The following is a 24,014-nucleotide window of genomic DNA, read 5'->3' as shown; positions in this document are numbered from 1 at the left end:
CAGTTTGCCAAGAAAATCGGTCTGGGTCGGAAGGCCGCCGGTTAACGCTCCGAGAAAGCTTGGCTCTTCAAAAGAGAGTGCATTGTTTGTTCGGTGCGCTCTCTTTCTGTCTTGCAAACTTCCATGATAATCGTAGGGCCATTCAAGACAGACTTATATGCAGGGCATATGTTTGGTATTAAATCGCCACTTCTCTCGTGTCAGCATCAGCCCTAAAGCGACTTTGCACTTTTCGACCAACTTGCAGAGCTGTCGCTGAACCTAAGCGTAGAGGCAACCTTTAAGCCTTAACTATTTGCAGCTCGCTTCAGAATAGCCTCCAGCCGCTCCTTAAGCCTGCGTTCACGCGCCACAGCCCTATGGCAGAGCTCACGTATCTCCTGAATGGACGGCCGCCACTTTTGGGTTCGCCTCCATTTGCGAGCAGCGTCATCCACCGCCCAGGCCGGAAACTCTTCCAAGTCTTCTGCCCAGTCGTTGGCAATCATCTCTTCAATCTCTGGTTCGTTGACCTTCGTATTGTAGTGCCGCAAGAGAACAAGGATGCGCGTTAGAGTTCTCCCACGGGGGGCAGGCTTCAAGACTTCCTCCAGCGCTGCTAGCTGCTGGCGAATTTCGGGGATAAGTTCCTGACCAACTGAGGGTACAACCCAGCGCTCTCTGGTCCCCCAGAAGTCCCCATTGGCAGAGAACACGCTTTCCACCGACTTTGGACGGAGCAGGCGCTCAAGTTCGCCGCCAATATCAAGCACAGATGAAGAGGCTCCCGGTACTGTTGTAATCGTGGAAGGTAGGTGGTTCACTTCAGTATCCTTTCTTGCATGCAAATCGGTTCGGTCACGCGGCTTGGCAACGCGTCAACTCGTTGGGTAACCAGCAGCAGACCCCCATGCCTTCAATTGACTAGCACTGGCGTCAGATGGCGACTTCCGAGGGTTTGCTCTCCGACTGGACTTCGGCGATGTCGTGCCGCTGTTCGATTTCTGCTTGCGCTGATCCTCAATAAGCCATGCAAGCCAAGTGTCATCGGCGTTGTCCGCATCGATGGCATAGGACTTTGAACGGCAGCGAGCGACGAACAGAGCCGTGTGTTCAGCCAGGTCGGTTTGCGGATATAGCCGGGCAGCTTGCTCTAAAACCTCTGGCGAAGGCGTCCAGTTGAACGGGAGCTTTTCACGAGCGGTTGCTGTCTTACACTGACCTCCCGAGTTTTTAGGAGCGCTCTTTGATGTGTCGTCCGGCTTTCCTCGCGCGCCCGCACTCCGAGGGGGAGAATCCTGACTCTGTTCAGCCTGCGGCTGATTCCTGTCATCCTCGTGACACCCCCTGTCATCTGGAGGACAAGGGGTGTCATCAGTGGGACCGTCTTTTGTCAGTGAGTTTACCGAGGGCTTCGCTATATTTTCCACATCAAAAACAATACGATAACGGCAAGAAGTCATGCCGCCGTTGGCCCGGGCACGCCTCGTCTTTTTGAGGAAGCCAACCTCAACGAGTTCAGCAATGATTTTGTTTACCCACGGGCGGCTCCGACGCAAATGGCCAGCGAGTGTGGATTGCGACGGATCGCAAATGCCAGCATCATCCGAATAAGTGGCCAGTGCGGACAGCAAACAAAACCTGTCTGCATTGATTTCCGGGTGTAACAGCCACCATGCTGGAACTTTCCCCCACCGCGTAACGGTGTTCAAGTCAGAACCCATTTGAACCTCCAATAGCTGCCCGCCAATCGGACAAACGCTACAATGGATGGGCACAGTCTTCCTAGTTCGTCAAATATTTCAATAACTTAGGGGTAGGTTTGCCGTGCGTCGCAGATGGTTTGCCGTGCATCCCGGAAGGTTTGTCATGCAAGACGGATGGTTTGCCATGCGGGGGTGTAGGTTTTCCGTGCGTCCAGCGCGACTCCTGTTTTGGTAGGTTTACTGTGCAGCCATATAGGTTTGTGGTGCATCTGGATTGGGTTCCTGTGTGGGTCGGCTGCCGCACGGAAAACCTACCACGTCGCACGAAAGGTATTATCGTTTTAAATCAAATGTTTACCGTGACATTAGTTCGCTTCAGAGACGTGGGGTAAGGCTTTGAGAAGTGAGTGAGTTGGCTAACTTGCATGCTATAGAGCGCTTATGGCGAGGTATAGGTTTACGATGCAGCTAATGTAACTCACTGAATTTACATGATTTATTCTGGGTGCACGGGAAACCTATATAAACGCATCTACCCCAAAAGGATTTCTTTGAGAGATTTCCTTGCCCACATAGCTACCGCGAATGTCAATAGGCACGGAATATATGGGTTTGGAGCCGTTTTGACGGGGTTATAATAATCCATGGTTGGGTTTAAGAGATCCATATTTAGATGCGGAGGCGAATCCGATTCACAATACTTGCGATTCGGCTCACCAGGTGCATCGGAAACCTACCGTCTCGCATGGCGAACCTATCGCGGCTGCACCGGAAACCTACCACCCTGCACGGCAGACCTATTGAGGATGCATTGGAAACCTACTTATAATAGGCCGCTTCTCGAGAAGAACCTTGCATGACGCTCTGTCTGTTGTCACTCTGAGCGCTCCATGCAGGAGGGAGCCAAATGGAGCAGTCCGCAACCTTACCGATCGCGAAGCCTCAGCTACAATTATCTTTGTGGCCGGTATCGGATGTTTCACAAACCAATATGGTGGCCCTCTACGATTTGGCTCCGAGGTTTGTCTTCGATGTACGCTCTGAGGAATCAAAACGAAAAGTCATCGAGCGCACCTTTGAGTTTGGCGGAAAGCGGTATCGTATCACGCTGAAGCCGACTCAGATGCAGAATGGTTCGGAAGTTGATGACATTAAGGACCGGTACCTGGGCGAGCGTGAGGGCATTGTCGAAGAAGTCATCCGCCGGATAGCCAGTGACCGCAGTCGGTTAACTTTGCACGACGGGGATAAGGTTCGGTTTGTGTTTAGCCTGAACGAGGTTCGAAAAGAGCTGAAGAGGGTGAACCACACTTTCAGCCTGGACGAAATCCGTGAAGCGATTGTTCTTCTACACGAGGTCCGTATCAGGATTGAGGACGTCGACGGTAAAAAGTCTCCGCTGTTATATGCTCCGGCGTTCCCAGTTGTGGCCATGCGTAAGAAGGATGACTCTCCTGATATGGAGACATATGTTCAGTTCAACCCATTGGTTGCTGACTCAATTCGCTCCTTGAACTTCCAACCGGTGAGCTATGAACGGTTGATGGAAATCCGTGACCCGGTCGCGAGGTGGTTGGTCAAGAGGCTCCATGCGCAAATTTCTGTCACCGGTGAATCTGTGCAGAGCATGCTGGCTACCGAGATCCGGCGTGACAGCGGCATGCCTGAGTGGAAGACGACCAGGAACCTTCTTCGCAGGGTGTCTCAATCGGTTCAGGTGCTTGAAAGCAACGGTATTCTTGAGCGTGTTGAAGCCGAGGAGCATTTGGTCGGACAACGGAAGGTCGATATTACCTTCACCATGAAGGTTTCCGATGCATTCATGGAGGAGGTAACGGCTTCCGTTAAGGAGCGCGCCCGAAATCATCAGACCTTCCATGAAATTACGGGTGGCCAAGACCCGAAAGAAGGTTTTGTTGAAATCGACCGGACGACAGCGTTCAAGCTTCGGGCTGACCGTATGAAAAGTGCCGAAGTTATCGACCTGCCTTTGCAGGCCATCGCGGCCGGGTAGGGGAGACATGTGCTCTTCGCCGTCAACGTTGAAATTGACGGATATTCCGAAAGCTGTCTTCGAGCGTCTCTTGACCTAAAACGGTCAGCTCGTAGAGACGTTCGCTTTTTTCTCCCTGAATGGGTTCTGGTTCTAGCTCGGTTTCCCTTGAAGAGATCATGCCATCTTGTTCGAGGCGCTGGAGCGCGGCATAAACCTGAGCGGTTGGGATTTCTCGTCCAGTGGCATCACCAAACAGGACTCGTGTCAGGCGGGTACTGTCCACATGGGTACCCCCAACCCTGATTGCCATGAGCAGGCTGAATTCAAAAGCACTAACCTTTGGGAGTAGGTTTTCATTCATTGTGGATGCCTGACCCTGTGCTTTGTTATGGAACGCACAGGGTATTAATAAAAAAACATACATGCAAGCGTCCTTTGCATAAGCATGAGCTATCAAAATCAAATGGGAATTTGGTAAGTCACCGGAGCAGGACGCCAAGATGAGAACAGAAATCTTTGATGTGCCATTTCAGTACGGCATCCGTCATATTCCACCTAAAGGTAGAAAAGAGCAGGATGGCGCCGTTCAGGACGTCCTCTCGGTTTCAGTCCGATCGCTTACGTCAGATGAAGCTCCTGTCGCAATGATTGTACGGGAGGCGACTGACGGCCGACAGACGCTGAGCGAAGTTGAAATCAGACATGTGGATGGCACATTCTTTCGTCCCGTAGACCCGACAATCAGTACGCAGGCGGCAATTGAGCAGCACTTTGGCGAATTCAAGTCTGTGGACAATTTTCTTGGCGCCAAGAGGGAGCTTACCCAGTCCGTAGGCCGATTGATCAGCGATGAACGGCGAAAAGTTGTAGCCGGGATTGTCAATCACGCCTCGGTGTTGAGTGTGATTGATGGACACTTGTATAGAAGCTGCAAGGAACCTGTTTGGCAGCTCCGATACGAGAGTGGCAGGCACATCCTTCGTCCCAATCTTGGTATTTATGGTTCCTACGGATGCAACGAAACATTGTCCATCTATAGGGCCGACATGCTTGAACAAGCATTATCCGTCGACCCGGTGGAGGTTTGCGGCTCTATCGAAGTTCTTCAATCACAAACACTTGCTCTTGAGCCTGCATCGGCTGCTCTGTTTGTGGAAGTGTACAACAATCTGAGGGAAGTCAGGGTCGAAGATTTTATTGAGGGCTCAATGGCGTTCCATGTTGCCTATGTGGAGTTGCGTGATTTCTTCAGTCAGAACTATCCGAAGGGGCAATATGTCAGCAATCATGTATCGTCTGCCCAACTGCATGCGTTGGCCTTCAACTATCTGGCTGCCCTGGATAAGGACTCTTTTACATCCAACCAGGCTCGGTTAAGCAAAGCCGTAGCTCGGTTTGATAACGAGGTCCTGGCATTTGCGGTTGGGATTGATGCAAGCATTCCCTCCTACCGGTGAGAAGATTTCAGGCAACAAAGCGACGTGGGCTTGGCGGCTCAATCGCGACATCGTCTCCTTGTAATGGAGTTGTGCCATCTCGGCGCCAGTTGCGCGTCACACTCTGTGCATTTGTTTCTCCCGGAATAGCCAGTCTCAACACTCCTCCGAGGCGTTCATACTGGCCTTTCATTTCCTCTCGGGATCGAAGTTGTGCTTTGGCCTTTGGATCGGAGATCGAGGCATTCAACACCTTTTTAAGGCGGCTGTGCGGAAATACGTCATCGGCGGTAATAGGGGCGGTGAAGTGGTTTAAGGTGTATTCTATAGCAGCCCTCAGGCCAGCTTTCGCAATGTCCATCACTGGAAGTTTCGCGTCAATGGCTTCGTTCATGGCCCTGGTCACATATGCGCGTCTTCTGGCGTCCATGAATGCATGATTACTGGCGGTATCGTCGGGGTCGTCAAACAAGCCTGATTTCGCCTGCGTTGGATGCTGCATCGTTTCGGTTTTTAGAGAATATCCCGAATGTGACGTCGAAATCCTGATCGCCGACATCAAGTCGACGAGGAGATTGAAGGCTTCCGGATCTTTAGCCATCTCCGTTAGCCGGAAGCCTTTCACGATGTTACGGGTCAAGGCTGTGGAAAACAGCTCATCCTGATTCTTCTCGGCCGCTCGAAAAACCCGGTTCATGTCCTTGTCCGGCCGGAATTTCCTGAACTTCTTGCCATGAAGGACTTCTTCCCGCGTCATCCGAGAGAAAACGCTTCGTCGCAATGAAACGCGATAATTGAGTAGTGGGAGTTTTGCAATCTCGGCGATAAGTGCCTTCGAAAGAACTTCTCCAATTTTGTTCGCGGCGACGTCCCGGTCACCATGGACATCGAGACGTCGCCGTTTTACAGCGGTGGTAACTGTTTTCTTTAGCTTTCCGCCTGGCATAATTGAAGCCTCAGATCAGGTTACGAGTTATCATCAATTCCAAGAGCAGACAGGACATACAGATTGTTGGTTGCCGCCGGGTCGTCCGGGGTAACTGTGACAACAATTGTATTGGTTCCAGGAACCACATAGTCGTGGAAATTGACTGACGTAAGATCTGTGTTCCGAAGTGCTATGCTTGAGTTATTGTTCTTGCCTCCGTGACCTTCGGTACCATCCACCTTTATTATCTCTGTCCACAACCCGTTTATCAGGCAGGTCAAGGTTACTGGTCCGCTATTGTCCCCAATCCAATGTCGAAGAAGCAGGCTGAACTCTGAATGGATGTCCAGAGTTTTGAAGGTGATGGTAAATTCGGCACTTTTGTCTGTATTTGAGAATGACGTCGACATTACCCCATCGAAACCAGAGCCAGTCACGAGCAGGTCATTAGCTATCGAGACAATCTTGAAGTCCTGGGTGGAAGTCGGAACGACATCAAAAAGATTCTCTTTGAAGCCAATGCCTGTCGCTCTCAAGCCACTTGCTTTCAAAGGCTGGAGAGCGTACTGGCCGAGTTCGATGCTGGTTTCATCAACGATGGCGTCCATGGTACCGGCTGTGTTCAGCGTTACCGTGGGAATATTGGTCCCGACTGTGTGGGACGCTTTGATTAAAGTGAAGTCGTGATGAATGTCTATCTCTTCAATGCTGGTGAGGTTTCCTGGAAAAGTCACTTCCCATTCTGCCATCATCGTGAAGTCCAGGCCGAGCAAAGACAGATGACTTGGTGGCTGAAGAATTTGCACCTGAGCGTCGTTGACGGTCTCATTGATTTGCAATCTCTTAAGGACGTAATCAGGCAGCTGTACCGTTGTACCGTTTAGCTGGTGAAACTGCACGATATCCCAGGGATAGCTTTGAGCCCATACCCACTCGGTCACTTCACCAATGGTGTTGTTAGTGTCCGCGCCGTTCAGGTTCTTGGCTGTGCCGTACGATGACCAGTCTTTGATGCTCATTTCAGAGCCGGACGCGGCCTGATGGTCCTGTGCAGAACCGGTGCCCGCAGTTGTTGACTGGGAGTGGCTGCTTTCCCATGAATGCGAGTAGTCGACCCCGACGTTAAATGTCGGAATATCTCCGAAGGCGCCACCGCCAATTTGAACGCCGAAAGTATTGACGTTGGAGGAGGACGAACCGTTCGTATGCTCATTTGACCTTGAAGCTGTCGTTCCGTCGGAGGTGTTCGTGTTGGTTTCAACCGAGGAGTTTAATGTCTTCGGAAACATTTTTTTGAGTGTTGCGCTTACACCTTGTGTCGCACAGCGCAGGGCAGCACTGGTTTTTAGATAGACCGGATAATTCTGGTATCCGTTTGGATTTCCGTCCGCCATTCCAATACCGATACCGGGAATGAGCACACGCATTTTGACGCGCACATTGAAGCTGTTGCTGTGCGTAAGGTTAACAATGTTGCGGTTTCGGGTAAATTCGTAGGTCAGGATCGCTTCCCCGAAAAAACCGTTCGTAGGATCGATAAGCGTCTGTTTGCTTTCCTTAGTGAAAAAATCTTGCAACTTCATCATGGAATTCCCCCGTTTGGGTCTTAAGTTTGTGATGAATTCTCGAAAACTATTGCACGCGGCGCCGCCCGGGCTTTCCCCTTGGGGCCAGAAGGGCCATTCGCCCCGTGGCAGCCTGCCAGCGCCTCTTCAGGGGAGGGGGAGCCTCCTTGTCCACCAACACCTCCAGCTCCTCCAGCCCCTCCGATGCCACCAGAGGATTCCTGTAAATTGAATTTGAACCTATCGGAGCATTTCTGTGGAATGCTGAGATAAACGTCACTGGACATGCCGCCATTGCCGCCCCGCCCGCCGACACCACCGTTTCCTCCTCGTCCACCGCGTGCTCCAGGTGAGGCACCAAGAAGTTGCTCATTGGCCTGCAAGCCTAACGTGCCATTTCCGCCACATCCGCCGTTCCCTCCTCGACCACCAGCCTCCCCGGGAAATCCGTCGCCAGCTTTAGCGCTGACGATAACCGAACCGACACTACAGTTGATCGCCTTGAACCTGAGATCTGCCAGATACAGCATTCCTCCATTGTCACCATTTCGGCCATTCTTTCCGTCCTCGCCATCTCCTCCTGGCGAGGGAGCCGGGCGCTGAGCATCAACAACGACCTTTGGCCCAAATGGTGTGACCTCATAGTGCGGTGGCCGTGCGTCAAGGCCGCGGGCACCGCTATCCCCCTGGCGCTTATCGATGGCCATCGGAGCCTCAAGTCGACGGCGGGCGACCGGCTTTCCGTTATCCGACAATTGAATAAAGAGACAATGCTTTGGTGATGAGGGCATTCCGACTATCGTTCCGCAATCAAGAACGAACACGTTCCCTTTGACGGATAGGGAGCTATTCATGCCAAAAGTCAGCCGGTCCACATCCATCTTCAGATAGAGCTCATCACCGGGCGAAACAGGCCACGGAAACTCTTCGGGGGTCGCGCTGAAGTCGCAAGTTTCATCATCACCAATCGCAAGCTCAGAGACAGAAACAATTTTGACATTCAATGGGAAATGCCGATCGAGAGAAACCTGATCTCCAGAGGGATAGCCGTGGCCTCCGAATATGTGCGCCTCTCCTCGATCATGTTCCCCGATGCCAAGCTTTGCTCTCGGCGATGCTATCAGGGTGGCGAAAGATTGCTGGCTTCTCCATAGGCGTTCTGCTTCAGAAAGTGGGCCAAAAAACTCTTTGGCCTCTAGTAAATTCTGAAGTTGAACATACTTAATCGCTGGTTCTTCCGAGATTAAACGGTTAAGCGCAGAAATCATTCGCCACCCCCAGGCAATCACTCACTTAAGCGATTGTGTCCACCCTTAGATGTAGTTTGGGACAACCGATGTAGCGGGGCCGTTCTGGCCGGGAAGGCCGGGTGCCCCTTCATTGCCAGCAATCCCACTGGAACCCTCTGGGCCATGATCTCGATTCTTGGTGCCATTGCCACCCGGGCCGCCTGCACCGGCATTCCCACCAGCACCTCCAGAACCACCGGGGCCTCCAAGGCCCGCTTCACTGTTGATGGAGATTTTGGCTTTGTCAGCGAGTGCCATGGATAAAACGACCGCGCCTGGAGACGGGGCCCCCTGACCGCCTTGGCCTCCCTGGCCACCATCGCCACCATCACCCCCATCGCCACCATCACCGCCATCTGATAGATCACCGCAGCCTGAAGAATGCGCAGTACCGCCACCGCCGCCACTTCCGCCGTCACCACCCTCGCCACCAGAGCCGCCTTGGCCGCCGTCGCCTTGCTTGATATAGAGGCTGAGCGGGCTGCTTCCATCAATTGTGATTGATTTAAAGGTGAAATTGGCGACCTGAGTCGGAACGCCAGGATAGCCAGGATTGCCTATATTTCCGTTTACCCCGTCTTTCCCCGGGTCGCCAGCGCCAGCGGACCCTGTGCCACCTTGCCCGTCTTGTCCTTTCGACCCATCGGCACCCGCGCTGCCATCGCTTCCGTTTCCGCCGGGGCTCCCCAGAATGCCGATATGGTAGGGTACGTCAGAACAGTTCTGTTTGACCGTAACACTGGAAGCTTTGATGGTGACCTGCGTTGTCCCATATACGAGAGCACCACCGTCAAATATCAGCTCATCTACATCAATGAGCTGAGGCATGGCACCAGGTCCGAATGTTTCTTTCGATGTGACAGTCTTCGTGCCGCCAGAAGTTTGCGAAATCTGTATCGGGAAGAACTGGGCAGCGTACTCTTGGTCATCATTGGAGAGTGCTGCGGATTTGTCGGTAACATAGGCTTGGACACGCATCATGCGTTGCTGGTCTTCGGTAGCCGATACATCGTCAAGCGCGCTGTCAAGGGATGCAAGAAGGTGATCACTTGCTGCGCTTGGAAGGTCGGATGCGAACAACGCTCGAAAGTCATCTACGGAATTTACCGTGATAACCTTTGTCACAGCCTCATTTTGTGTGGTGGAAGCGGTACTGTCAGCCATTTGACACTCTCCTGTTGTCTTGTAGAGCAAGGATGGTGATTTTTGGAATGTCTGCTCTCGATAGAGAAAGTGCCCGTTCCCGCTTTTTTGATTCTAGTTCAAATTTGTAACTGTAGAGCAGTGATGAAATCCTGCCCCTGCGTGACGCGATTTGTCCAGATAATTATATGTTGCTTTCATGATTTTCGACCAAAGCGTTAGTTAGTTGACGAATTTCGTTAGATTAACCATTGACGGAGGTTAAAAATTCCACCTAAAGTTGGGTCAATAATTGACCAAGAAAGGGGCGATGGTATGCTTGATAGAGAATTGGTGTCGGCAGAAGTCGTGTTCCACGCCCCTTTCACTATCCGTGTGCTATGGGGAAACAGTGAGCACGTAACAGTTGACTTGTCGGGTCTTATCGCATGCGACCCGACTTATTCGGCGTTTACGCAGAATCCCTCCGCCTTTCATGATTTGACGATTTCTGATGGCGAGATGCGGTGGGGTAACGGTCTGAAAATGACCTCAGAAAGCCTTCGACTGATGGCTGAAGAACAACGATCCGGCAGCGACGCAGAATTATTGGAACAGCTCCAATCCCGACATCAGCTTACAAATGGCCAGTTGGCACACGCCCTTGGTTACCAGGAAAGCCAAATCAAGAACTTCAAAGCTGGACGCGCTAAAATGTCGCACTCGGTCTTGGTAACCATCCGGGCAATGTTGAGAGACCCCCATATACTCTATGCGCGTATGGGGTTCTCCGCGATGAAGTTGGGGCGACGCCGATAAAGTATCGGCCGCCTTATGTCTTGCGTTTCTCCATTACTTCGGCGAGCAGATTTTCTGGAACCCGGGGGAATTCCATTCTCGCCCACAGAAGGACGGCTTGCGCATCGCATCGGTAGTCGTCCATCTCGTTATCATCCCAACACTTGTGATAGGGGTTAAACGGCATCAACTCGACCTGACCGTTGTAGTATGCCCAACACCAGATATGGTCATCTGACTTTGGGTTGTCATTTTGGGGAAGTCGCTCGCTCGATTTAACCCACTCAAGCATTGTTTTCCTCATCGATAAAAGGGTAGTAGCTATTGTCATTAGCTAGGGTTTGCGCCTCTCCGTGAGAGGGCTGAAGAATTGCCGCGTCAAGGCGACGAAAAACCCACCGCGCGACCGGGACCGCCCATGAATTTCCAATCATCTTGTACATTGGCCCGTCTGCGATTGGCTTCCCGCGGATCAGCACTTTGTCGAAATAGTCATCAGGAAATCCTTGAAGACGTAGACACTCGAGCGGCATCAGCCTTCTGACCATCATACCAATCTGTTTGACAATCGTTTGCGGCTGACTTGGCGCGGTAGATACTCGCAGAGAAGGAATGCGTTCACTCCAGAAACCTACTCCGGTTTCAGTAGCATATGCTTCCAGATCTCCGGGATGGCCGGGATTATCATTAGAAGCTGTCTGCGGAATTACCACACCGATATGCGACCCACTGTTTGCATGACTTTCCTTGAAAGCACCTGCACGCAGAGTAGGCGCGATATTGGAAACATCTCCCCCATAATCCTTGGCTGAGAACGCCAAAGCTTCGATTTTGGTCTCTGAGTCACATGAAATATTCACGATGTCATCAGATATAAGCAAGGTGCCGCTGCAATCTGAATCAAAGCTGGCTTTTGCGAGATTAGATGTCACGGTAGACGAGACTTCCGACACATCCTGGTATTGAAGAATGATATTCGCACAAGGGTCCGTCTGTGTTGTCAAAGGTGCTGATTTGTCACCCTCAGCATACACCGCGCCATCTCCAGCGGTCCGAAATGCTTGCGCCTCTTCATGCTGCAATACGAGGTTACCACCTTGGCCGCAGGAGAAACCTCCTACGGTGTCTAGGCATCGCGCGGTGTCTGCCCGTTCAGCCATGGGTGCCTTCCCGTTAGGGTTGGTCATTGCGGCTGAGCCATAGGCGTGGACGCGGTATGCTTCCGGGCCCGGCTCCTTCTCACGACCGCAAAAAGAGCTTTCCGGAGGATTTTTGGCAACTTCTTCCTTCGCTTCCGCGCGCGGCGCAAGATGCCCGCTGCCGCTAATGCTGACAGGAAATAGCGGGCCGGAATGCGCCCGGTCTCCAAGATGGACACGAGCTTCGGCTTCGGTCTCGAAAAGCACTCGGATGGGATCTCCCCCACAATCAACCCGTGCCGCGACCACAAGAACGCGCCGTCTTCTTTGCGGGACAAAGCCCTGAGCGTCGATAACGCGCCAGGCTGCCCGGTAGAGCGGTCCATCGACAAAACCCGCACTTCCCCACCTTTTACCGGGTGCCGGAAGTGGTCGGTCTGCGCCCACAAGTGCTCCCAGGAAGCAGCCGAATGCATTGTCTTTGGTAGAGAGCCATCCGGGGACGTTTTCGGTAAAGCTCCAGGGTACTCTGCTGTCATGAATAGCCTCGACATAGGAAAGGGAAAGCTGACCGCGCTTGTCCGCGAGAGATAGACGTGGTCCTGCGATGGAGAAGGCTTGGCAGGGAGGCCCCCCAACCATCAAGTCGAGCCGCCCCCGGTACTTGGTCCAGTCAACCTGAGAAATATCTCCCAGATTAGCCGGTGAGCCGGGGCTGCGGTCCCGCATGGTCGAAAGGCGTTTAATTCTGGCAATGTCAGCTTTGCGTTCGGACATTGAGGTCGCGTGATCTGGGTTGGGAAGATAAATTGGACGACCGCAACCATAGATTTGGTCCAGAGTTTCACAGGCCGCGGGCTCAATCTCCGCAAAGGCACGGAAATCCCAGTTCATTCCCTTGGCAGCAACACTGGCGGCTTCCATGCCGCTAAAACAAGATGCAACCCGCAAACGTCGCGGGGTTTGCGGAATAGACGATAAATCGAGCATTTCGTCTCCGGTTTTCCTTTTGAGAGGAATTTTGGATAAGGAAAACTCGATAATGTTTCCTTTAAGCGGCGATTGTCAACATGATTATTGCTTTGCAATAAGGAAAACCTGTGAATCTGTCCTTATTTTCTTGTGGTGTGCAATAATTGAAGGAAAATATGGTTATCGCACAAAGGAGGCTGCTTTGGTTTACGACTTGAAATCCACGACTGGACAAACACTTGCTGTGGCCCACAACTACGAGACCGCGGCCGACTTTCTCGGCCGGATTGTCTCTGAAGGTCAAAGTTTGTCACGGGCCGATTTCCAGGATTTCAAAAGGCAGATTGTAAAACGTGGGGAGGCAGGTGCACTGACACCCGGAGGAACAATAGACCTCACAGGCGTGCATCTGGATAACGGAGACTTCCGCGGAACAGATCTTCGACTGCTGCACCTGGAGAGCGCGAAGCTTCGACTTTGCCAGATGAATGAGGCCAATCTGGAAGGTGTTGTTCTTGTGGGCGCAGACCTGTCAGGAACGGTTTTGGACAAGGCCAATCTGGACCGGGCTGACATGCGACACGTAACCATGAAGAGTGTCGATAAAGGCATCATAAAATCCGCTACACCGATCCTGCGCGCGCAAGGTGATGTCATCAAGAAAAGCGAGCGGTGGCAGCATGAATTTTCAACGCGCGCCTGTTTTGCGACATTCAGAGGGGCTAACCTGTATGGTGTGACGATGGAGCGGGCGGACTTTACCGGGGCCGATCTGTCTAACGGTTTTCTGGCGAGTGCCAGTGCTCACGAATGCGTATTCAATGATGCCAACTTGACCGGAGCAAACTTCGCCAAGGCTGCTGTTGTACGGTGTAAAATGGTCACCAACAGCCTGCCAAAGATTTTAGCCCCGGTGTGCCAATTCCATAACAATCAGTACTTCGACACACCCAAGGTTTCGGACTTGCTGAGAGCAAAGTTCAAGGCGCCCGGGATCGTCAAGCAATTCATTGCTGATGAGTTAGAGCAGCTCAAATCGGCTCCCAAAGGAATTTCTGATGACTATCGGAAAGGGATAACCGCCAACCTGGCCGCCGTAGGCTATATGGTCGTCACAACCGGCTGGCTGGTTTCCAGCATCAGCTCGTTCGCATTGATGGAAAGCGTCATGGCAACAGGACTGGTCAGCGGATACATGCTTAGAAGCAACGTCAAATCGCTCGTTCAAAAGGGCATTGCCGCGCTCGCGCGCAAAGGATACGAGATAGAAGCAGCCCTGTCGGACTCATTTGACGACAGAAGTGGACTTGGGCGGTTGAAGGCGCTGGTAACCAGCGGTTCGGTGGCAGAGGCGCTTCGCCGATATCAGATCGAGCAGAACACACCGGTGGGATACGAATTCTCCGAAACGGGCATGGTTGTTGTGCTTGATACCCCAGACAATATCGAGGGCATCATGCGCAAGGCCGGATTACTCACGCGTGAAAACCGGTTCTGCGAAGAGACGGTAATGAAACGCACAATTGGAGACCATTGGCCCGATAGTCTTGCACCGACATGGGTCCGAGTGCGTAAAGATGGAACGAGTGAGGGGACTTGGTGCAATCGCCATGGTGAACCCGTTAAAACGGTGGCCTATGACGAACTTGGAAACCCTGAAGATTTCATGGATTACCCTCAGAAGACGTGGTTGCCGATCGGATACGAAGAGAGCTCTGATTTTCGGCGTCCGCGCGCCATTATCGAAGAGTTTAAGAACGCCGTTCGCAATGCAGCGGCTGTGGATAATGGGCGGACCTATTTTGCAACGGAATCGGAGGCTGAAACACGACTGATTTCGTTCCACGATGCGGCTTCGGCTCCGGTGGGGATGCCTGAAAGCAATAATATCGACAGTGGGCCGATTATTGTTGATCCATCGGACGTCGATAATCCTGTTAAAGGGCTTCGATATTGATAGTTGTCAACAATTAGTACTTGCGCTGAAAAAAGAGCGGAGATAAGTTGGGGGCATAAAAAGGAGCGCCCTCAATGAAATACGGTTACAGCCTTCTACTCCGTGAGTTTGTAACGGCGGAAGAGGTACAGTTTGGTGACTGCGAGCAGTTTCAGATTTCGTGCCCAATCTGTCGCGAACCTGTGTACAAAAAGACACGGGAACGTCAGGACGGGCTGACGACGCACTTTCTGTCCCACTACCGGGCCGAGACGGAAGAAGAGAAAGATTGCGAAAACCGTGTTACTTCGGCAATGGTCGGCAAGTTTGGCGACTTCAGTGCTGAAGGTCGCGAACAGACGCTTAAGAAATTCATCGCGGTCATGACGGAAGCCATTCTGGACTCCCAGGCTCACATTATTCCCAAACAAGAGCATCGTAAGCTCATTGAACGTTTGATGTCGCGCGAGATTTTCAAAGACTTCTCGTCGTATGGGAAGCATTGTGTGGAGCTAATGATCAATAATGGTCAGCTGGAGAATTTCGTAAAGCTCAGCATTGCGGGTTCGAAAGATTTCGCGAAAGAGAGTGAATTCTGGCATCGTCGCCAAACATCATATGTCGTTGATGTCCTGCTTCACATGAATACCGCTCGAACCAGCAGAAGCCTTGACTTCCTGATTGCCGCTGCCATCGTCAATCTTGGTAGGAATGCCAAGAATTTCCGCCGGGAACGCGCTGGCGACGAAGTCACGACTGGCGAAAAGCGGTATCTCCCGATGGCTGCTATCGACATTATTGAAGCGGCTGTAAGCGGCAAATCGAAAACGGCCATTCAAAATGTCATCCTGCGTAGCACAGGTCTGAATTCGGGTAAGCCGAAGGAAGAAGTGGATGCGATTTTCGGGGGAATTCGCAACGCTATCGTCTCTGAGCTTATCGGCCCGATGTGCGGCATTCTGGCGAGTGTGCCGTTCGTTGACCTCGCGACACGCAAACACAGTACGCGGGACGAATTTGATAAGGGAATGGAAGGCCTCATTGAGTTCATCCAAAGCTTTCTGCTCTCTGATAATCCCCCTAGCGTCCACTAAAAGCCCAAGCTAATCACACAATAAGGGCGTCCAGAATAAACCCCTGTGACGCCCTTATTGTTGGTGCCGTCGGTTAGAAGCCCGGCATTGCCGACATCATCATGTCGTCATCCAAATCTTCGTCCTGTTCGGGTGCCCTTTCATAAGGGGCACCATTAATGCGCAAGGTCGCATAAATATCCCAGGTCGTCATCTCTGCGGATGGGGTAATGATGTGAGCCAGTTCAACCCCATATTCTTCGGACTCAGCGTTGGCGATTTCATCCTTGCGCCACGCATCATACGATGCGGCAAGCGAATTCCGACGATATTCATCAACATCGAGCGTCACGTCGAACTTTTTGCTTTCGGCGAAGAACTGAATTTCGTCTTCGTCTGTTCCTTCTGCACTCTCGAAGCTCAGGGTCAACTGGGTCTTTAGCTCGGTCATATTCCGTCTCCTGACGATGGACAATTGCCTGCTCGGCAAATCAAGGCTGGCCCTTTGCAAGGAAAGCGACAAACAAAAATATAAGAAAACATTGTGCGATCTGGAAGGAAAACGTGGAAACAATTCCGAGGGCGTGCGAGCATTTCTGTACGCCTTATTGCGATACATCTCTTCTAATGCACCATGAAAGAACAGCGCATGACGTTAAAGGACCGCTTCCGCTTGCTCAAATTATTGGCATTGGGTGCTGTTTGCTGGCCGCCGTTGCTAGGCCAAGTGTTTCTGTTGGCTGGACGTGAGACATGGGTTGGCGAGGTCCTCGGGTGCATTATGGCCGTTACTTTAGCCACCATTGCTTCGCGCGTGATGATGCAAGGCCTGGTCGAAAAGCAAAGGTTGTTTCGAGCCTATTCTGCACTGACGATCGTATCGTTCTCGCTTACTTTTCTCATTCTTCGCTTTGGGTATTAACCGCGGATGTTTGACGGGATGTACGTTGGTTGGCCGGTTAACCGGAGAATGGCATCTTCAATATCACATTCGTCCCCATACAGCGGTTTCTCATCGTCGCTCCCCATGAACTGATGCAAGAACGCCTCCGGTTCCCAGGGCCCTTTCACTGAAAAGGTTGAGCCAAACATTTTAAAGGATGCCGCCATTTCTTCCAAAGTGCGAGCGCCTTGGAAATCCAGGAAGGTATCGGCGGTATGATAGACGACATGAGTGATTTCATATGGGAACTCGTCGCCCCATGCTTCACCATTGTTCGCGGACAAAACGAAAATGTGACCGCCGGGAATAAGCCTACCGATAGCAACTGCGAGTATTCCGCAGCCTTCTTCACCATAATAACGCCAGTCAGATGATGCATCAGATAGGCTAACCAAAGCGTTCACTATGTAATTCATCTGTCGGCCGGGCGCTCCTGTCATTTGAAACCACGTGAAGGGGGAGCGCTGATATCTGGCAGTGATTGAAGAAGCTCTGTGCTCGAAAGTGAGTACCCGCTTGCTCTCCAGACGGCTTTGAGACGCTTAATCAACTCTCCCATTTCGGGGCCGGGCTTTACACCAAGTGCAATTAAATCTTCCCCAGTCACGGGAAACTTCGGAAGCTGTGCGCGCAGTGCAGATGCCAGCGCTGTTTCCCCCACCGCTTGGTAAAGCAAAGAGGGCAGGTCAGCACGGGCATTCTCGCAGCAGATAGCTGCAACGAACCTATCGAAGTCTGTCGCGGTTGAGGCAGCCTCTTCCTTGATAAATTTTGCAATCATGCCTTCTGATTTGCTCAATCGCCAGCGGTCGACTATCGCGTCCAGATCCGTCCAGTCGTTTGATGTGAGCATGCCGAGTACAACGGCACTACCTGAGGCATTCTCGGCGGCGAGTGAGGCCCTGGAGTAGGTCTGTTCATTCATTTGGATGCCAAGCTTAGCCAGGACGCCGGTGGATTGCATGAACGGCAATTGCGACACACCGGTGGCTGAAGCGAGGAGCTTTTTCATTTCCTGCCAGATTCTTTCACCGGCCAGGCCATCTAAGTCGTCTGCATGGCGCAAAATTGCATTAAAGGCGACCTCGTTGCGCGACCTGTCGTCCAGCTTTGCACGCATCCTGAAATACCGAAGAATTCGAAGGTAGTCTTCCTGAATGCGCTCTTCGGGTTCGCCGACAAATCGCACTTCTCTATTCTGAAGATCCTTGATGCCGCCATAGTAATCATGGACCCTGCCATGGATATCAACATTCATAGCGTTGATAGTGAAGTCGCGCCGGGCCGCATCAATCCGGAAATCCTGTACAAAAGCGACTTCTGCGTGTCGCCCGTCCGTTGCAATATCTGCGCGCAACGTTGTGATTTCAAACGGCTCACCGTTCAAAACGAATGTTACAGTGCCATGCTTCAGACCACCCTTGTTCCAGTCATCCGGAAAGTCTCGCAGTCGTTGGGCGGTGGGAATGGTGTTCAGTCCCTGGCGCTCGGCAATCTGCATCATCTCGAAGGGGGTTGCCGTCGTAACGAGGTCGATATCTGCGGGCGTTTCTCCGCGAAGCAGGTCGCGCACGGCTCCGCCGACGATGCGGGTGACATGGCCGCCCCCAGTCTTTAACTGCTGTGCAAGAAACATTGCCTCGGCGGACCATGGGCGTGCGAGTTTCATCGGGACTATCCTGGAAAATTTGTCTTGGGAAGTAATCTATACTTCCTCCCTGCAACAATTAAAGAAAAATCCTATTGTTGACATGCTTTATATGTCGTATTGATGTCTCCGACAATTTTTGCCGGAGGTGTAGCGTTGGCTATTGAAAATGAAATCAAGTTTGCCCTTAAGAATGCAGACAGTCTCGAGGAGCGACTTTTTGCAGCGTTCGGGCCTTCCGAAATCAGGCAATGCTACATTTATCAGGATCTCCGCGCGCGGGCGACAGAATCAATGCAAGGCAAAAGCTTCAGCCTGACCTTTAAGCGACGATTGCCCGATGGGCAGAGTGTCGAGATTGAGACAGATATGACAGAAGCCGAGTTCCAACTGTTCTGGAATGACACCAAGGTCAAGCTACAGAAGCGCCGGTTTTCCTATATCGACGACCAGTTCAAATGGGACATCGACTTCTTTAAAGACACTCAGGGGATTACTTACTGTGCGGTGGCCGAAGTGGAAATGCCCGAGAATATGAGGCCACCTGTATTGGTGCCAGAGTTCTTGCTAGATTATGCGTACTATCCGGTTGTTCAAGGGGACAACCGCTTCAATTCTTACAAGCTTGCTGACCAGGACTATGCAAGGCATCTTTTTGAGGAAATACTGGCTTAACCCAGTTCAAGTGCCGCTTTCTTGCCACGTTCGGTCAGTCTGAATTCCCACGACCTGTCAGAATGTTGCTGTATTTCGAGCAATTCCAGTCGCTGCAAACCAAGCAGAGTTCGGCGATGAAATTGGGGGTCAAACCAATCTTCTGATAACCACTGCGGTGCGTTCGAGGACGTCTCTTCGTGCACTTCATCAAGGAATTCACGCTGCGCATGCGACAGTTTCATCAGACTTTCCTCAGCTCATATAGCGTTGAGCAAGAATGGCTCAAGCTTTTCGGCGTCAGGAATGCCCGTTGTGACCTTGACGCCGTCAAGCCCACGAGCAACAGTCATTAGGCTGTGCAATGTCGAGCTACCTGAAGCCGTGTGAACGTTTTGCCGAACCCGAAATTCCCAACCGCCACCTTTGATGTAAGCGACTGATATGCAGGGGTGCTTCCAGACCGTATTTCGTCGCTCAAACGTTAGCTTTCCAAGCCCGGCTCCAATCAGGGCGGCCATTACTTGTTCAGCGTTTGCGACCGGTCTATCCATTAACACCTCAATCAGACGTCATTCACGGCAACAGGAAGATAGGATGGAGGCGCTTTGCTTAGTGTTGCCCCGTTCATGGAAGAAAGACGGCACTGACGGCCGTTAATAACCAGCTGCCCGGGTTGCAAGCTGTCGAGGTGCACGCTTGAAGGTGTTTCAACTGAATCGTTGTCATTGCGCGCTACAAGCTTGGGCATGAGGTTTTCCTTAAATTTGGGGCTTGATACAAGGCTACCTTCTGGACTTATCCTTTTCAAGAAGTAAAACATAGGATAGAAAGTTCATCGCAACCTTAGTTTTCCTTCTGTCTCTTGCGGGGAGATGAGGGAGGCTTGAACTTAAATATTTTGCTGACCGAGAGTTAAAAGATGTCTTCGCTTCTGACCACGCAGATCCTGAAATTTCCCTCCACCGCGCACCTCGAAGACAGCACTTTGGGGATTGGGGATACTGGTGATGGGTTAATTCCGTTCGATGCCCTCCGGCAGGAGGGCTGCGAAGTCATTTATGAAGAAAAGGTGGACGGCGCTAATTCAGGTTTCCGGTTCGACAAAGACGGTCTTCCCTATGGTCAAAGCCGCGGGCGCTATCTCGACCTGTCTGATCGTTCAAATCCCCGGGAACGAGATTTTAATCTTTTCAAGGATTGGCTACTGGCTCATCAGGATGAACTATTGGAACGGTTTCTTGACCGATACGTCGTGTATGGTGAGTGGGCAGGAATGCTCCACACTATCTTCTACGACCGGCTGCCCCACTTTTTCATCGAATTTGATATTTTTGACTTGGAGACAAATCAATTCCTGAGTACGGACGAGAGGCATTCTCTTTGTGAGGGGCTTCCTTTCGTGTCCGCACCAGTGCTTTATCGGGGCCAGCCGCGCGATATGGCCCATATGAAATCTCTGGTCGGTACGTCGTGTTTCAGGTCCCCGCTAATTCCTGAAAGAGACAGCTTTGGTAATTGTACGGGGCGAATGACCTCGGATTGGCGGCCCAGTCTGAAGGCTGCCTGCGATGTCGTTGGTGATGACTACGATGCCCGACTGGAGAAGCTTGACCAGACTGACGAAATGGAAGGCATCTATGCCAAAGCCGAGCGCGATGGAAAGGTCATTGCCCGGTACAAATGGGTGAAGCCGGGCTTCAAGCAGACGATTAACAATGCCGACGAGCATTGGCACAGTCGGTTCATGGTACCAAACCTGCTTGATGGACCAACGGACATCTTTCCACCGTATTTGCAGCAAGCAGGGATATCCGAACGCGCAAATTATGACCCGATAAAGCCTTGGGCATGGTCGCCATTTACTCCGGGTGAACTGCCAACAGAGCCCGAAGATATTCTGTCCGCAATTCGTGACAGCTCCCCATCAATTTAAGGATACACCCATGAGAGAGAAACCAATTCTGGCCACACACGATGGAACTTTCCACTGTGACGACGTTTTAGCATACGTCCTGATCCGTCGTTGGCTGGCCCAAGAAGGCAAGACCGAGATTGAACTCGTTCGGACGCGTGATGCGAACGTATACAAGGACGCTGATTTCGTTTGGGACGTTGGCGCGGTTTATGACCCGGAAACACATCGCTATGACCACCATATGCCGGGCGCTCTGCTTCGTGATGACGGCGTTCCATATTCAGCGGCCGGACTGGTCTGGCTGAACCTTGGCTTCGACATCTGCCATGAATTGTACGGGGGCTTTCGCACAAAGTACTCTGCGGAAGCCGAAGAACTCTATCAGATGTTCATGGATCAGGACATCAAGTTCGTAGACTGGACAGATGATGGTCGATCCCTGGTGGAAGAGAACCGGCTCAATCTCGACATGGGGCTGGCCGGTCTCGTCGATGCTTTTAACCAGCAGTGGTTCGAACGTGAACCCAGGGCAGGAGACGAGAACTTCAAATTCCTACAGGCGGCCAGAATGGTTGAAAGCGTTGTCATTAGTCGCCTGTCGAAGCTTCAAGCAACTATCGAAGCTCGCAAGACGGTTCAGAAGGCATTTGATGATGGACAGGACCCTTATGTTTTGGTGCTGGAACGCAATATGCCGTGGCAAGACGCGGTGGCTCATTTGAACCTTCCGACGCTCTATGCCGTGTACCCGTCCACGCGAAACGGAAATGAATGGATGGTTGCCTGTATGTCGACCAAGCCGGGCGGATTTACGCCGACCCACCCATTCCCGGAAAACTGGGGCGGGCTTCGCGGTGATGAATTGGCGAAAGTGTCTGGCGTTGATAACGCAATCTTCTGCCACAAGCATCGGTTCTGTGCTGCCGCCTCCACGCTTGCCGGTGCGGTCAATCTCGCTCAAAACTCAATAGAGTACAGTCAAGCTCCGTCGCCTGCCCGTGATAACGCTCCGCCCCGCGGACTATGATGCTCCCTCCAAGCCACCGCGGAGGCGTCTCTAGCGCCTCCGTCAACCGCCAAACATAAGGAAACTCTGCTGTGGACTTGCGAGAGATCGATGCCGACGCCGTTCTAGAGATAATCGACAAAGGTGATGTCGATTATCACAACTGCTGGCTGGGCCGCGCCTACGCCACTTTTGGCAGTGGCCCGGTGCCTCGTGCATTCCATGGTGTCCTGTCAGCCGAGGTTGCAAAGGTCATCGCTGCTCTCGGCGAAATTGAGCTTGCTGGAAGGATTGCGTTGTACCGCGGACTCTCATGCGAACCGGATCTTTCTTCCATTGGTCGGCACTGGAGCGACAGCCGAGCGGTGGCATTAGAGCACGGGCCGTACATACTCAAGGCGAATGTTTGTGCCGATGATGTGGACTGGTGCGGTACGGTCCTACGACGCATCGGCTGGCCTCGGGAGCGCGAGTTCACGCTAAAGCCTGAAGCTCTCATCCTGGTCGAGACCATCGCGTGTCGTGGACACATCATTTCAGCCGATGTCGAAGTCTCTGTGTCGAAGTCATGTCCAACACCATCGCTACGCTAATCGTCCGATCACCACCCTTAATGACACAGTGTGAGAAGAAACATGAAAAGCCCACATCTAGCCCATTTCATGCCCAATCCCGGAGAAGCACTTGACTGGAAATCCCTGTCAGATGCATTTCCATGGATTGAGGCTATGAAGGGGTCAACACAAGACCCCGTGCACCACGCAGAGGGCGATGTGTGGGTGCATACCCGCATGGTCACAGAAGAGCTGGTTACATCGTCTGAGTGGCAGTCGGAATCATACGAGAACCGTTTCATCAGCTTCGCTGCTGCTGTACTGCACGATGTCGCCAAGCCAAGAACCCGAACGGCAATCGATGGCCGGATTACAAATCCCGGCCACTCGCGTGTTGGCGCAATCGATGCCCGGAATATTCTGTGGGAAATGAACGTTCCGATAAATATTCGGGAAGAAGTGTGCGCAATTATCCGCGTGCATCAATGGCCCTTTTATGCTGTCGAGCGACTACACACAGACCGGGAATGGGAGGCATTGAGAGTGTTGGCCGCGACCAGCTTCAATACGACCAATAAGAAGCTGGCCATGATGGCGGAAGCAGACCTGCGTGGCCGTATCTGCTCTGACCACGATAAGATTTTGGACAATATTGAGCTCTTTCGCTACATGGCCCAAGAATTGGATTGCTTCGAGCACCCTTTCAAATTTCACAATGACCACACGCGCCTGAAATATTTCCAGGAGCCAGACCGGTTTCGGCCGGAAGCAATTATTTTTGATGACACCAGTGATGACTTCGTGATGACAGTAATCTCAGGGTTGGCTGGTGCTGGAAAAAGCCACTGGGTAAAAGAGGCTACCAGTGATCGGGGTTATCTGGCGGGTCAGCCCGTGATCTCGCTTGATGGTATTCGGAGCGAGCTCAAAATCAAACCGACCGATAATCAGGGGATGGTTTCGCAGCTAAGCAAGCAGCGGGCCAAAGAGTATTTGGGCGCAAAGCGGTCGTTCGTTTGGGACGCAACGAATGTCGGGTTACAGCAACGCGAACCTTTGACCGCTATGGCTATGCGATACGGCGCGCGCGTGCGCATGGTTTACATTGAGGCTTCCATCTCGGACCTGCTGGCCGGAAACAAGGGCAGGGATCAGGAAGTTCCACTGAAGTCCATACAGCGAATGCGCAACCGCTGGGAACCACCTACCCTCGCGGAATGCCATGTGAGAGAAAATTTTCTGCGCAGTGAATATGCACTTCCTGGCGAATATCTGCGGACCACCGTACTCAAACAAAGCGCACTGACGCCTTAGACTGTTAATGTCTCACACATGGCACACTAATGGGCGTA

General features: G+C 52.1%; 24 protein-coding genes. 11 read left to right on the top strand and 13 right to left on the bottom strand.

Going from position 1 to position 24,014, the window contains the following annotated elements; translation table 11 throughout:
* Positions 1–287: 287 nt before the first annotated feature.
* Together TH5_RS25930 and TH5_RS21155 are read right to left on the bottom strand one after the other, a co-directional pair.
* Positions 288–752, bottom strand: coding sequence for a hypothetical protein (locus tag TH5_RS25930; protein ID WP_208638506.1), 465 nt, complete (start codon positions 750–752; stop codon positions 288–290).
* A gap of 105 nt (positions 753–857) precedes the next feature.
* Entirely contained in the window at positions 858–1,703 is an 846-nt protein-coding gene (locus TH5_RS21155; protein WP_114123536.1) for a helix-turn-helix domain-containing protein, read from the bottom strand.
* Between the two features lie 889 nt (positions 1,704–2,592).
* Here TH5_RS21155 and TH5_RS21150 point away from each other — a divergent pair.
* A complete protein-coding gene (locus TH5_RS21150; RefSeq protein ID WP_147250152.1) occupies positions 2,593–3,699 on the top strand; it encodes a hypothetical protein in 1,107 nt (368 codons plus the stop codon).
* 22 nt (positions 3,700–3,721) lie between these two features.
* Here the strand turns inward: TH5_RS21150 and TH5_RS21145 are convergent, their stop codons facing one another.
* The gene (locus TH5_RS21145) at positions 3,722–4,105 is read right to left on the bottom strand and encodes a PadR family transcriptional regulator (RefSeq protein ID WP_114123534.1); all 384 of its coding nucleotides are present in this window, start codon (positions 4,103–4,105) and stop codon (positions 3,722–3,724) included.
* A 76-nt stretch (positions 4,106–4,181) separates the two neighbouring features.
* On the opposite strand from TH5_RS21145, the gene TH5_RS21140 reads away from it, so the two are divergent.
* Positions 4,182–5,138 (top strand): hypothetical protein, encoded by a 957-nt coding sequence (locus TH5_RS21140; RefSeq protein WP_114123533.1) that lies wholly within the window; start codon positions 4,182–4,184, stop codon positions 5,136–5,138.
* A 7-nt stretch (positions 5,139–5,145) separates the two neighbouring features.
* Here the strand turns inward: TH5_RS21140 and TH5_RS21135 are convergent, their stop codons facing one another.
* The 4 genes from TH5_RS21135 to TH5_RS21125 are packed head-to-tail and all read right to left on the bottom strand — an operon-like array spanning position 5,146 to position 10,063.
* Positions 5,146–6,063: a hypothetical protein gene (locus TH5_RS21135; RefSeq protein ID WP_114123532.1), complete on the bottom strand. Its 918-nt coding sequence runs from the start codon at positions 6,061–6,063 to the stop codon at positions 5,146–5,148.
* 20 nt (positions 6,064–6,083) lie between these two features.
* Positions 6,084–7,631, bottom strand: coding sequence for a hypothetical protein (locus TH5_RS21130; protein WP_114123531.1), 1,548 nt, complete (start codon positions 7,629–7,631; stop codon positions 6,084–6,086).
* A gap of 20 nt (positions 7,632–7,651) precedes the next feature.
* Positions 7,652–8,878, bottom strand: coding sequence for a hypothetical protein (locus TH5_RS26075; RefSeq protein ID WP_167443614.1), 1,227 nt, complete (start codon positions 8,876–8,878; stop codon positions 7,652–7,654).
* Positions 8,879–8,923: 45 nt separating this feature from the next.
* On the bottom strand, positions 8,924–10,063 hold the full coding sequence (locus TH5_RS21125) for a collagen-like triple helix repeat-containing protein (protein WP_147250151.1): 1,140 nt from the start codon (positions 10,061–10,063) through the stop codon (positions 8,924–8,926).
* 294 nt (positions 10,064–10,357) lie between these two features.
* On the opposite strand from TH5_RS21125, the gene TH5_RS21120 reads away from it, so the two are divergent.
* Positions 10,358–10,840: a hypothetical protein gene (locus tag TH5_RS21120; RefSeq protein WP_114123529.1), complete on the top strand. Its 483-nt coding sequence runs from the start codon at positions 10,358–10,360 to the stop codon at positions 10,838–10,840.
* Between the two features lie 263 nt (positions 10,841–11,103).
* Here the strand turns inward: TH5_RS21120 and TH5_RS25385 are convergent, their stop codons facing one another.
* Positions 11,104–12,948, bottom strand: a complete 1,845-nt coding sequence (locus TH5_RS25385) for a DNA cytosine methyltransferase (protein WP_147250150.1) — start codon at positions 12,946–12,948, stop codon at positions 11,104–11,106.
* Between the two features lie 52 nt (positions 12,949–13,000).
* Here TH5_RS25385 and TH5_RS21100 point away from each other — a divergent pair, with 52 nt between their 5' ends.
* Together TH5_RS21100 and TH5_RS21095 are read left to right on the top strand one after the other, a co-directional pair.
* Positions 13,001–14,887 carry a pentapeptide repeat-containing protein gene (locus tag TH5_RS21100; RefSeq protein ID WP_167443613.1) on the top strand — a complete coding sequence of 629 codons (1,887 nt, stop codon included), beginning with the start codon at positions 13,001–13,003 and terminating at the stop codon, positions 14,885–14,887.
* Between the two features lie 74 nt (positions 14,888–14,961).
* Positions 14,962–15,960 carry a hypothetical protein gene (locus tag TH5_RS21095; RefSeq protein ID WP_114123526.1) on the top strand — a complete coding sequence of 333 codons (999 nt, stop codon included), beginning with the start codon at positions 14,962–14,964 and terminating at the stop codon, positions 15,958–15,960.
* A gap of 73 nt (positions 15,961–16,033) precedes the next feature.
* On the opposite strand, the gene TH5_RS21090 is transcribed toward TH5_RS21095, so the two are convergent.
* A complete protein-coding gene (locus tag TH5_RS21090) occupies positions 16,034–16,390 on the bottom strand; it encodes a hypothetical protein (protein ID WP_114123525.1) in 357 nt (118 codons plus the stop codon).
* Positions 16,391–16,588: 198 nt separating this feature from the next.
* On the opposite strand from TH5_RS21090, the gene TH5_RS21085 reads away from it, so the two are divergent.
* Positions 16,589–16,861 carry a hypothetical protein gene (locus tag TH5_RS21085; protein WP_147250149.1) on the top strand — a complete coding sequence of 91 codons (273 nt, stop codon included), beginning with the start codon at positions 16,589–16,591 and terminating at the stop codon, positions 16,859–16,861.
* Here TH5_RS21085 and TH5_RS21080 read toward each other — a convergent pair.
* Positions 16,858–17,298, bottom strand: a complete 441-nt coding sequence (locus TH5_RS21080; RefSeq protein ID WP_147250148.1) for a hypothetical protein — start codon at positions 17,296–17,298, stop codon at positions 16,858–16,860. The genes TH5_RS21085 and TH5_RS21080 overlap by 4 nt on opposite strands.
* 20 nt (positions 17,299–17,318) lie before the next feature.
* The gene (locus TH5_RS21075; RefSeq protein WP_114123522.1) at positions 17,319–18,551 is read right to left on the bottom strand and encodes a CCA tRNA nucleotidyltransferase; all 1,233 of its coding nucleotides are present in this window, start codon (positions 18,549–18,551) and stop codon (positions 17,319–17,321) included.
* 135 nt (positions 18,552–18,686) lie between these two features.
* Between TH5_RS21075 and TH5_RS21070 the strand changes: the two genes are divergently transcribed.
* Positions 18,687–19,205, top strand: a complete 519-nt coding sequence (locus TH5_RS21070) for a CYTH domain-containing protein (protein ID WP_147250147.1) — start codon at positions 18,687–18,689, stop codon at positions 19,203–19,205.
* On the opposite strand, the gene TH5_RS21065 is transcribed toward TH5_RS21070, so the two are convergent.
* Both TH5_RS21065 and TH5_RS25380 read right to left on the bottom strand, forming a co-directional pair.
* Positions 19,202–19,429, bottom strand: a complete 228-nt coding sequence (locus tag TH5_RS21065; protein ID WP_114123520.1) for a hypothetical protein — start codon at positions 19,427–19,429, stop codon at positions 19,202–19,204. The two genes, TH5_RS21070 and TH5_RS21065, sit on opposite strands and share 4 nt — an antisense overlap.
* A 320-nt stretch (positions 19,430–19,749) precedes the next feature.
* Positions 19,750–19,935, bottom strand: a complete 186-nt coding sequence (locus TH5_RS25380) for a hypothetical protein (protein WP_147250146.1) — start codon at positions 19,933–19,935, stop codon at positions 19,750–19,752.
* Between the two features lie 171 nt (positions 19,936–20,106).
* On the opposite strand from TH5_RS25380, the gene TH5_RS21055 reads away from it, so the two are divergent.
* The 4 genes from TH5_RS21055 (at position 20,107) to TH5_RS21040 (ending at position 23,976) form a co-directional block, all read left to right on the top strand.
* Positions 20,107–21,120 (top strand): RNA ligase family protein, encoded by a 1,014-nt coding sequence (locus TH5_RS21055; protein WP_114123518.1) that lies wholly within the window; start codon positions 20,107–20,109, stop codon positions 21,118–21,120.
* Between the two features lie 10 nt (positions 21,121–21,130).
* Complete coding sequence (locus TH5_RS21050; protein ID WP_114123517.1) at positions 21,131–22,129, top strand: MYG1 family protein; 999 nt, start codon at positions 21,131–21,133, stop codon at positions 22,127–22,129.
* A gap of 71 nt (positions 22,130–22,200) precedes the next feature.
* Positions 22,201–22,701, top strand: a complete 501-nt coding sequence (locus TH5_RS21045) for a hypothetical protein (protein WP_097053645.1) — start codon at positions 22,201–22,203, stop codon at positions 22,699–22,701.
* A 42-nt stretch (positions 22,702–22,743) separates the two neighbouring features.
* A complete protein-coding gene (locus TH5_RS21040) occupies positions 22,744–23,976 on the top strand; it encodes an AAA family ATPase (RefSeq protein ID WP_114123516.1) in 1,233 nt (410 codons plus the stop codon).
* The last annotated feature ends 38 nt before the right edge of the window (positions 23,977–24,014 follow it).

It is taken from the genome of Thalassospira xianhensis MCCC 1A02616, assembly GCF_003326475.1.
Taxonomy (GTDB): Bacteria; Pseudomonadota; Alphaproteobacteria; order Rhodospirillales; family Thalassospiraceae; genus Thalassospira; species Thalassospira xianhensis.
This window is presented reverse-complemented; position numbering and strand designations above follow the sequence as displayed.

Coding starts and splice junctions, on each gene's coding strand:
- TH5_RS21135 (WP_114123532.1), bottom strand. CDS start 6,063: ATGCCAGGCGGAAAGCTAAAGAAAACAGTTACCACCGCTGTAAAACGG.
- TH5_RS21140 (WP_114123533.1), top strand. CDS start 4,182: ATGAGAACAGAAATCTTTGATGTGCCATTTCAGTACGGCATCCGTCAT.
- TH5_RS21120 (WP_114123529.1), top strand. CDS start 10,358: ATGCTTGATAGAGAATTGGTGTCGGCAGAAGTCGTGTTCCACGCCCCT.
- TH5_RS25385 (WP_147250150.1), bottom strand. CDS start 12,948: ATGCTCGATTTATCGTCTATTCCGCAAACCCCGCGACGTTTGCGGGTT.
- TH5_RS21100 (WP_167443613.1), top strand. CDS start 13,001: ATGTTTCCTTTAAGCGGCGATTGTCAACATGATTATTGCTTTGCAATA.
- TH5_RS21130 (WP_114123531.1), bottom strand. CDS start 7,631: ATGATGAAGTTGCAAGATTTTTTCACTAAGGAAAGCAAACAGACGCTT.
- TH5_RS21090 (WP_114123525.1), bottom strand. CDS start 16,390: ATGACCGAGCTAAAGACCCAGTTGACCCTGAGCTTCGAGAGTGCAGAA.
- TH5_RS21095 (WP_114123526.1), top strand. CDS start 14,962: ATGAAATACGGTTACAGCCTTCTACTCCGTGAGTTTGTAACGGCGGAA.
- TH5_RS21125 (WP_147250151.1), bottom strand. CDS start 10,063: ATGGCTGACAGTACCGCTTCCACCACACAAAATGAGGCTGTGACAAAG.
- TH5_RS26075 (WP_167443614.1), bottom strand. CDS start 8,878: ATGATTTCTGCGCTTAACCGTTTAATCTCGGAAGAACCAGCGATTAAG.
- TH5_RS21085 (WP_147250149.1), top strand. CDS start 16,589: ATGACGTTAAAGGACCGCTTCCGCTTGCTCAAATTATTGGCATTGGGT.
- TH5_RS21075 (WP_114123522.1), bottom strand. CDS start 18,551: ATGAAACTCGCACGCCCATGGTCCGCCGAGGCAATGTTTCTTGCACAG.
- TH5_RS21080 (WP_147250148.1), bottom strand. CDS start 17,298: ATGAATTACATAGTGAACGCTTTGGTTAGCCTATCTGATGCATCATCT.
- TH5_RS21040 (WP_114123516.1), top strand. CDS start 22,744: ATGAAAAGCCCACATCTAGCCCATTTCATGCCCAATCCCGGAGAAGCA.
- TH5_RS21065 (WP_114123520.1), bottom strand. CDS start 19,429: ATGAAACTGTCGCATGCGCAGCGTGAATTCCTTGATGAAGTGCACGAA.
- TH5_RS21055 (WP_114123518.1), top strand. CDS start 20,107: ATGTCTTCGCTTCTGACCACGCAGATCCTGAAATTTCCCTCCACCGCG.
- TH5_RS21145 (WP_114123534.1), bottom strand. CDS start 4,105: ATGTATGTTTTTTTATTAATACCCTGTGCGTTCCATAACAAAGCACAG.
- TH5_RS21155 (WP_114123536.1), bottom strand. CDS start 1,703: ATGGGTTCTGACTTGAACACCGTTACGCGGTGGGGGAAAGTTCCAGCA.
- TH5_RS21150 (WP_147250152.1), top strand. CDS start 2,593: ATGGAGCAGTCCGCAACCTTACCGATCGCGAAGCCTCAGCTACAATTA.
- TH5_RS21050 (WP_114123517.1), top strand. CDS start 21,131: ATGAGAGAGAAACCAATTCTGGCCACACACGATGGAACTTTCCACTGT.
- TH5_RS25380 (WP_147250146.1), bottom strand. CDS start 19,935: ATGCCCAAGCTTGTAGCGCGCAATGACAACGATTCAGTTGAAACACCT.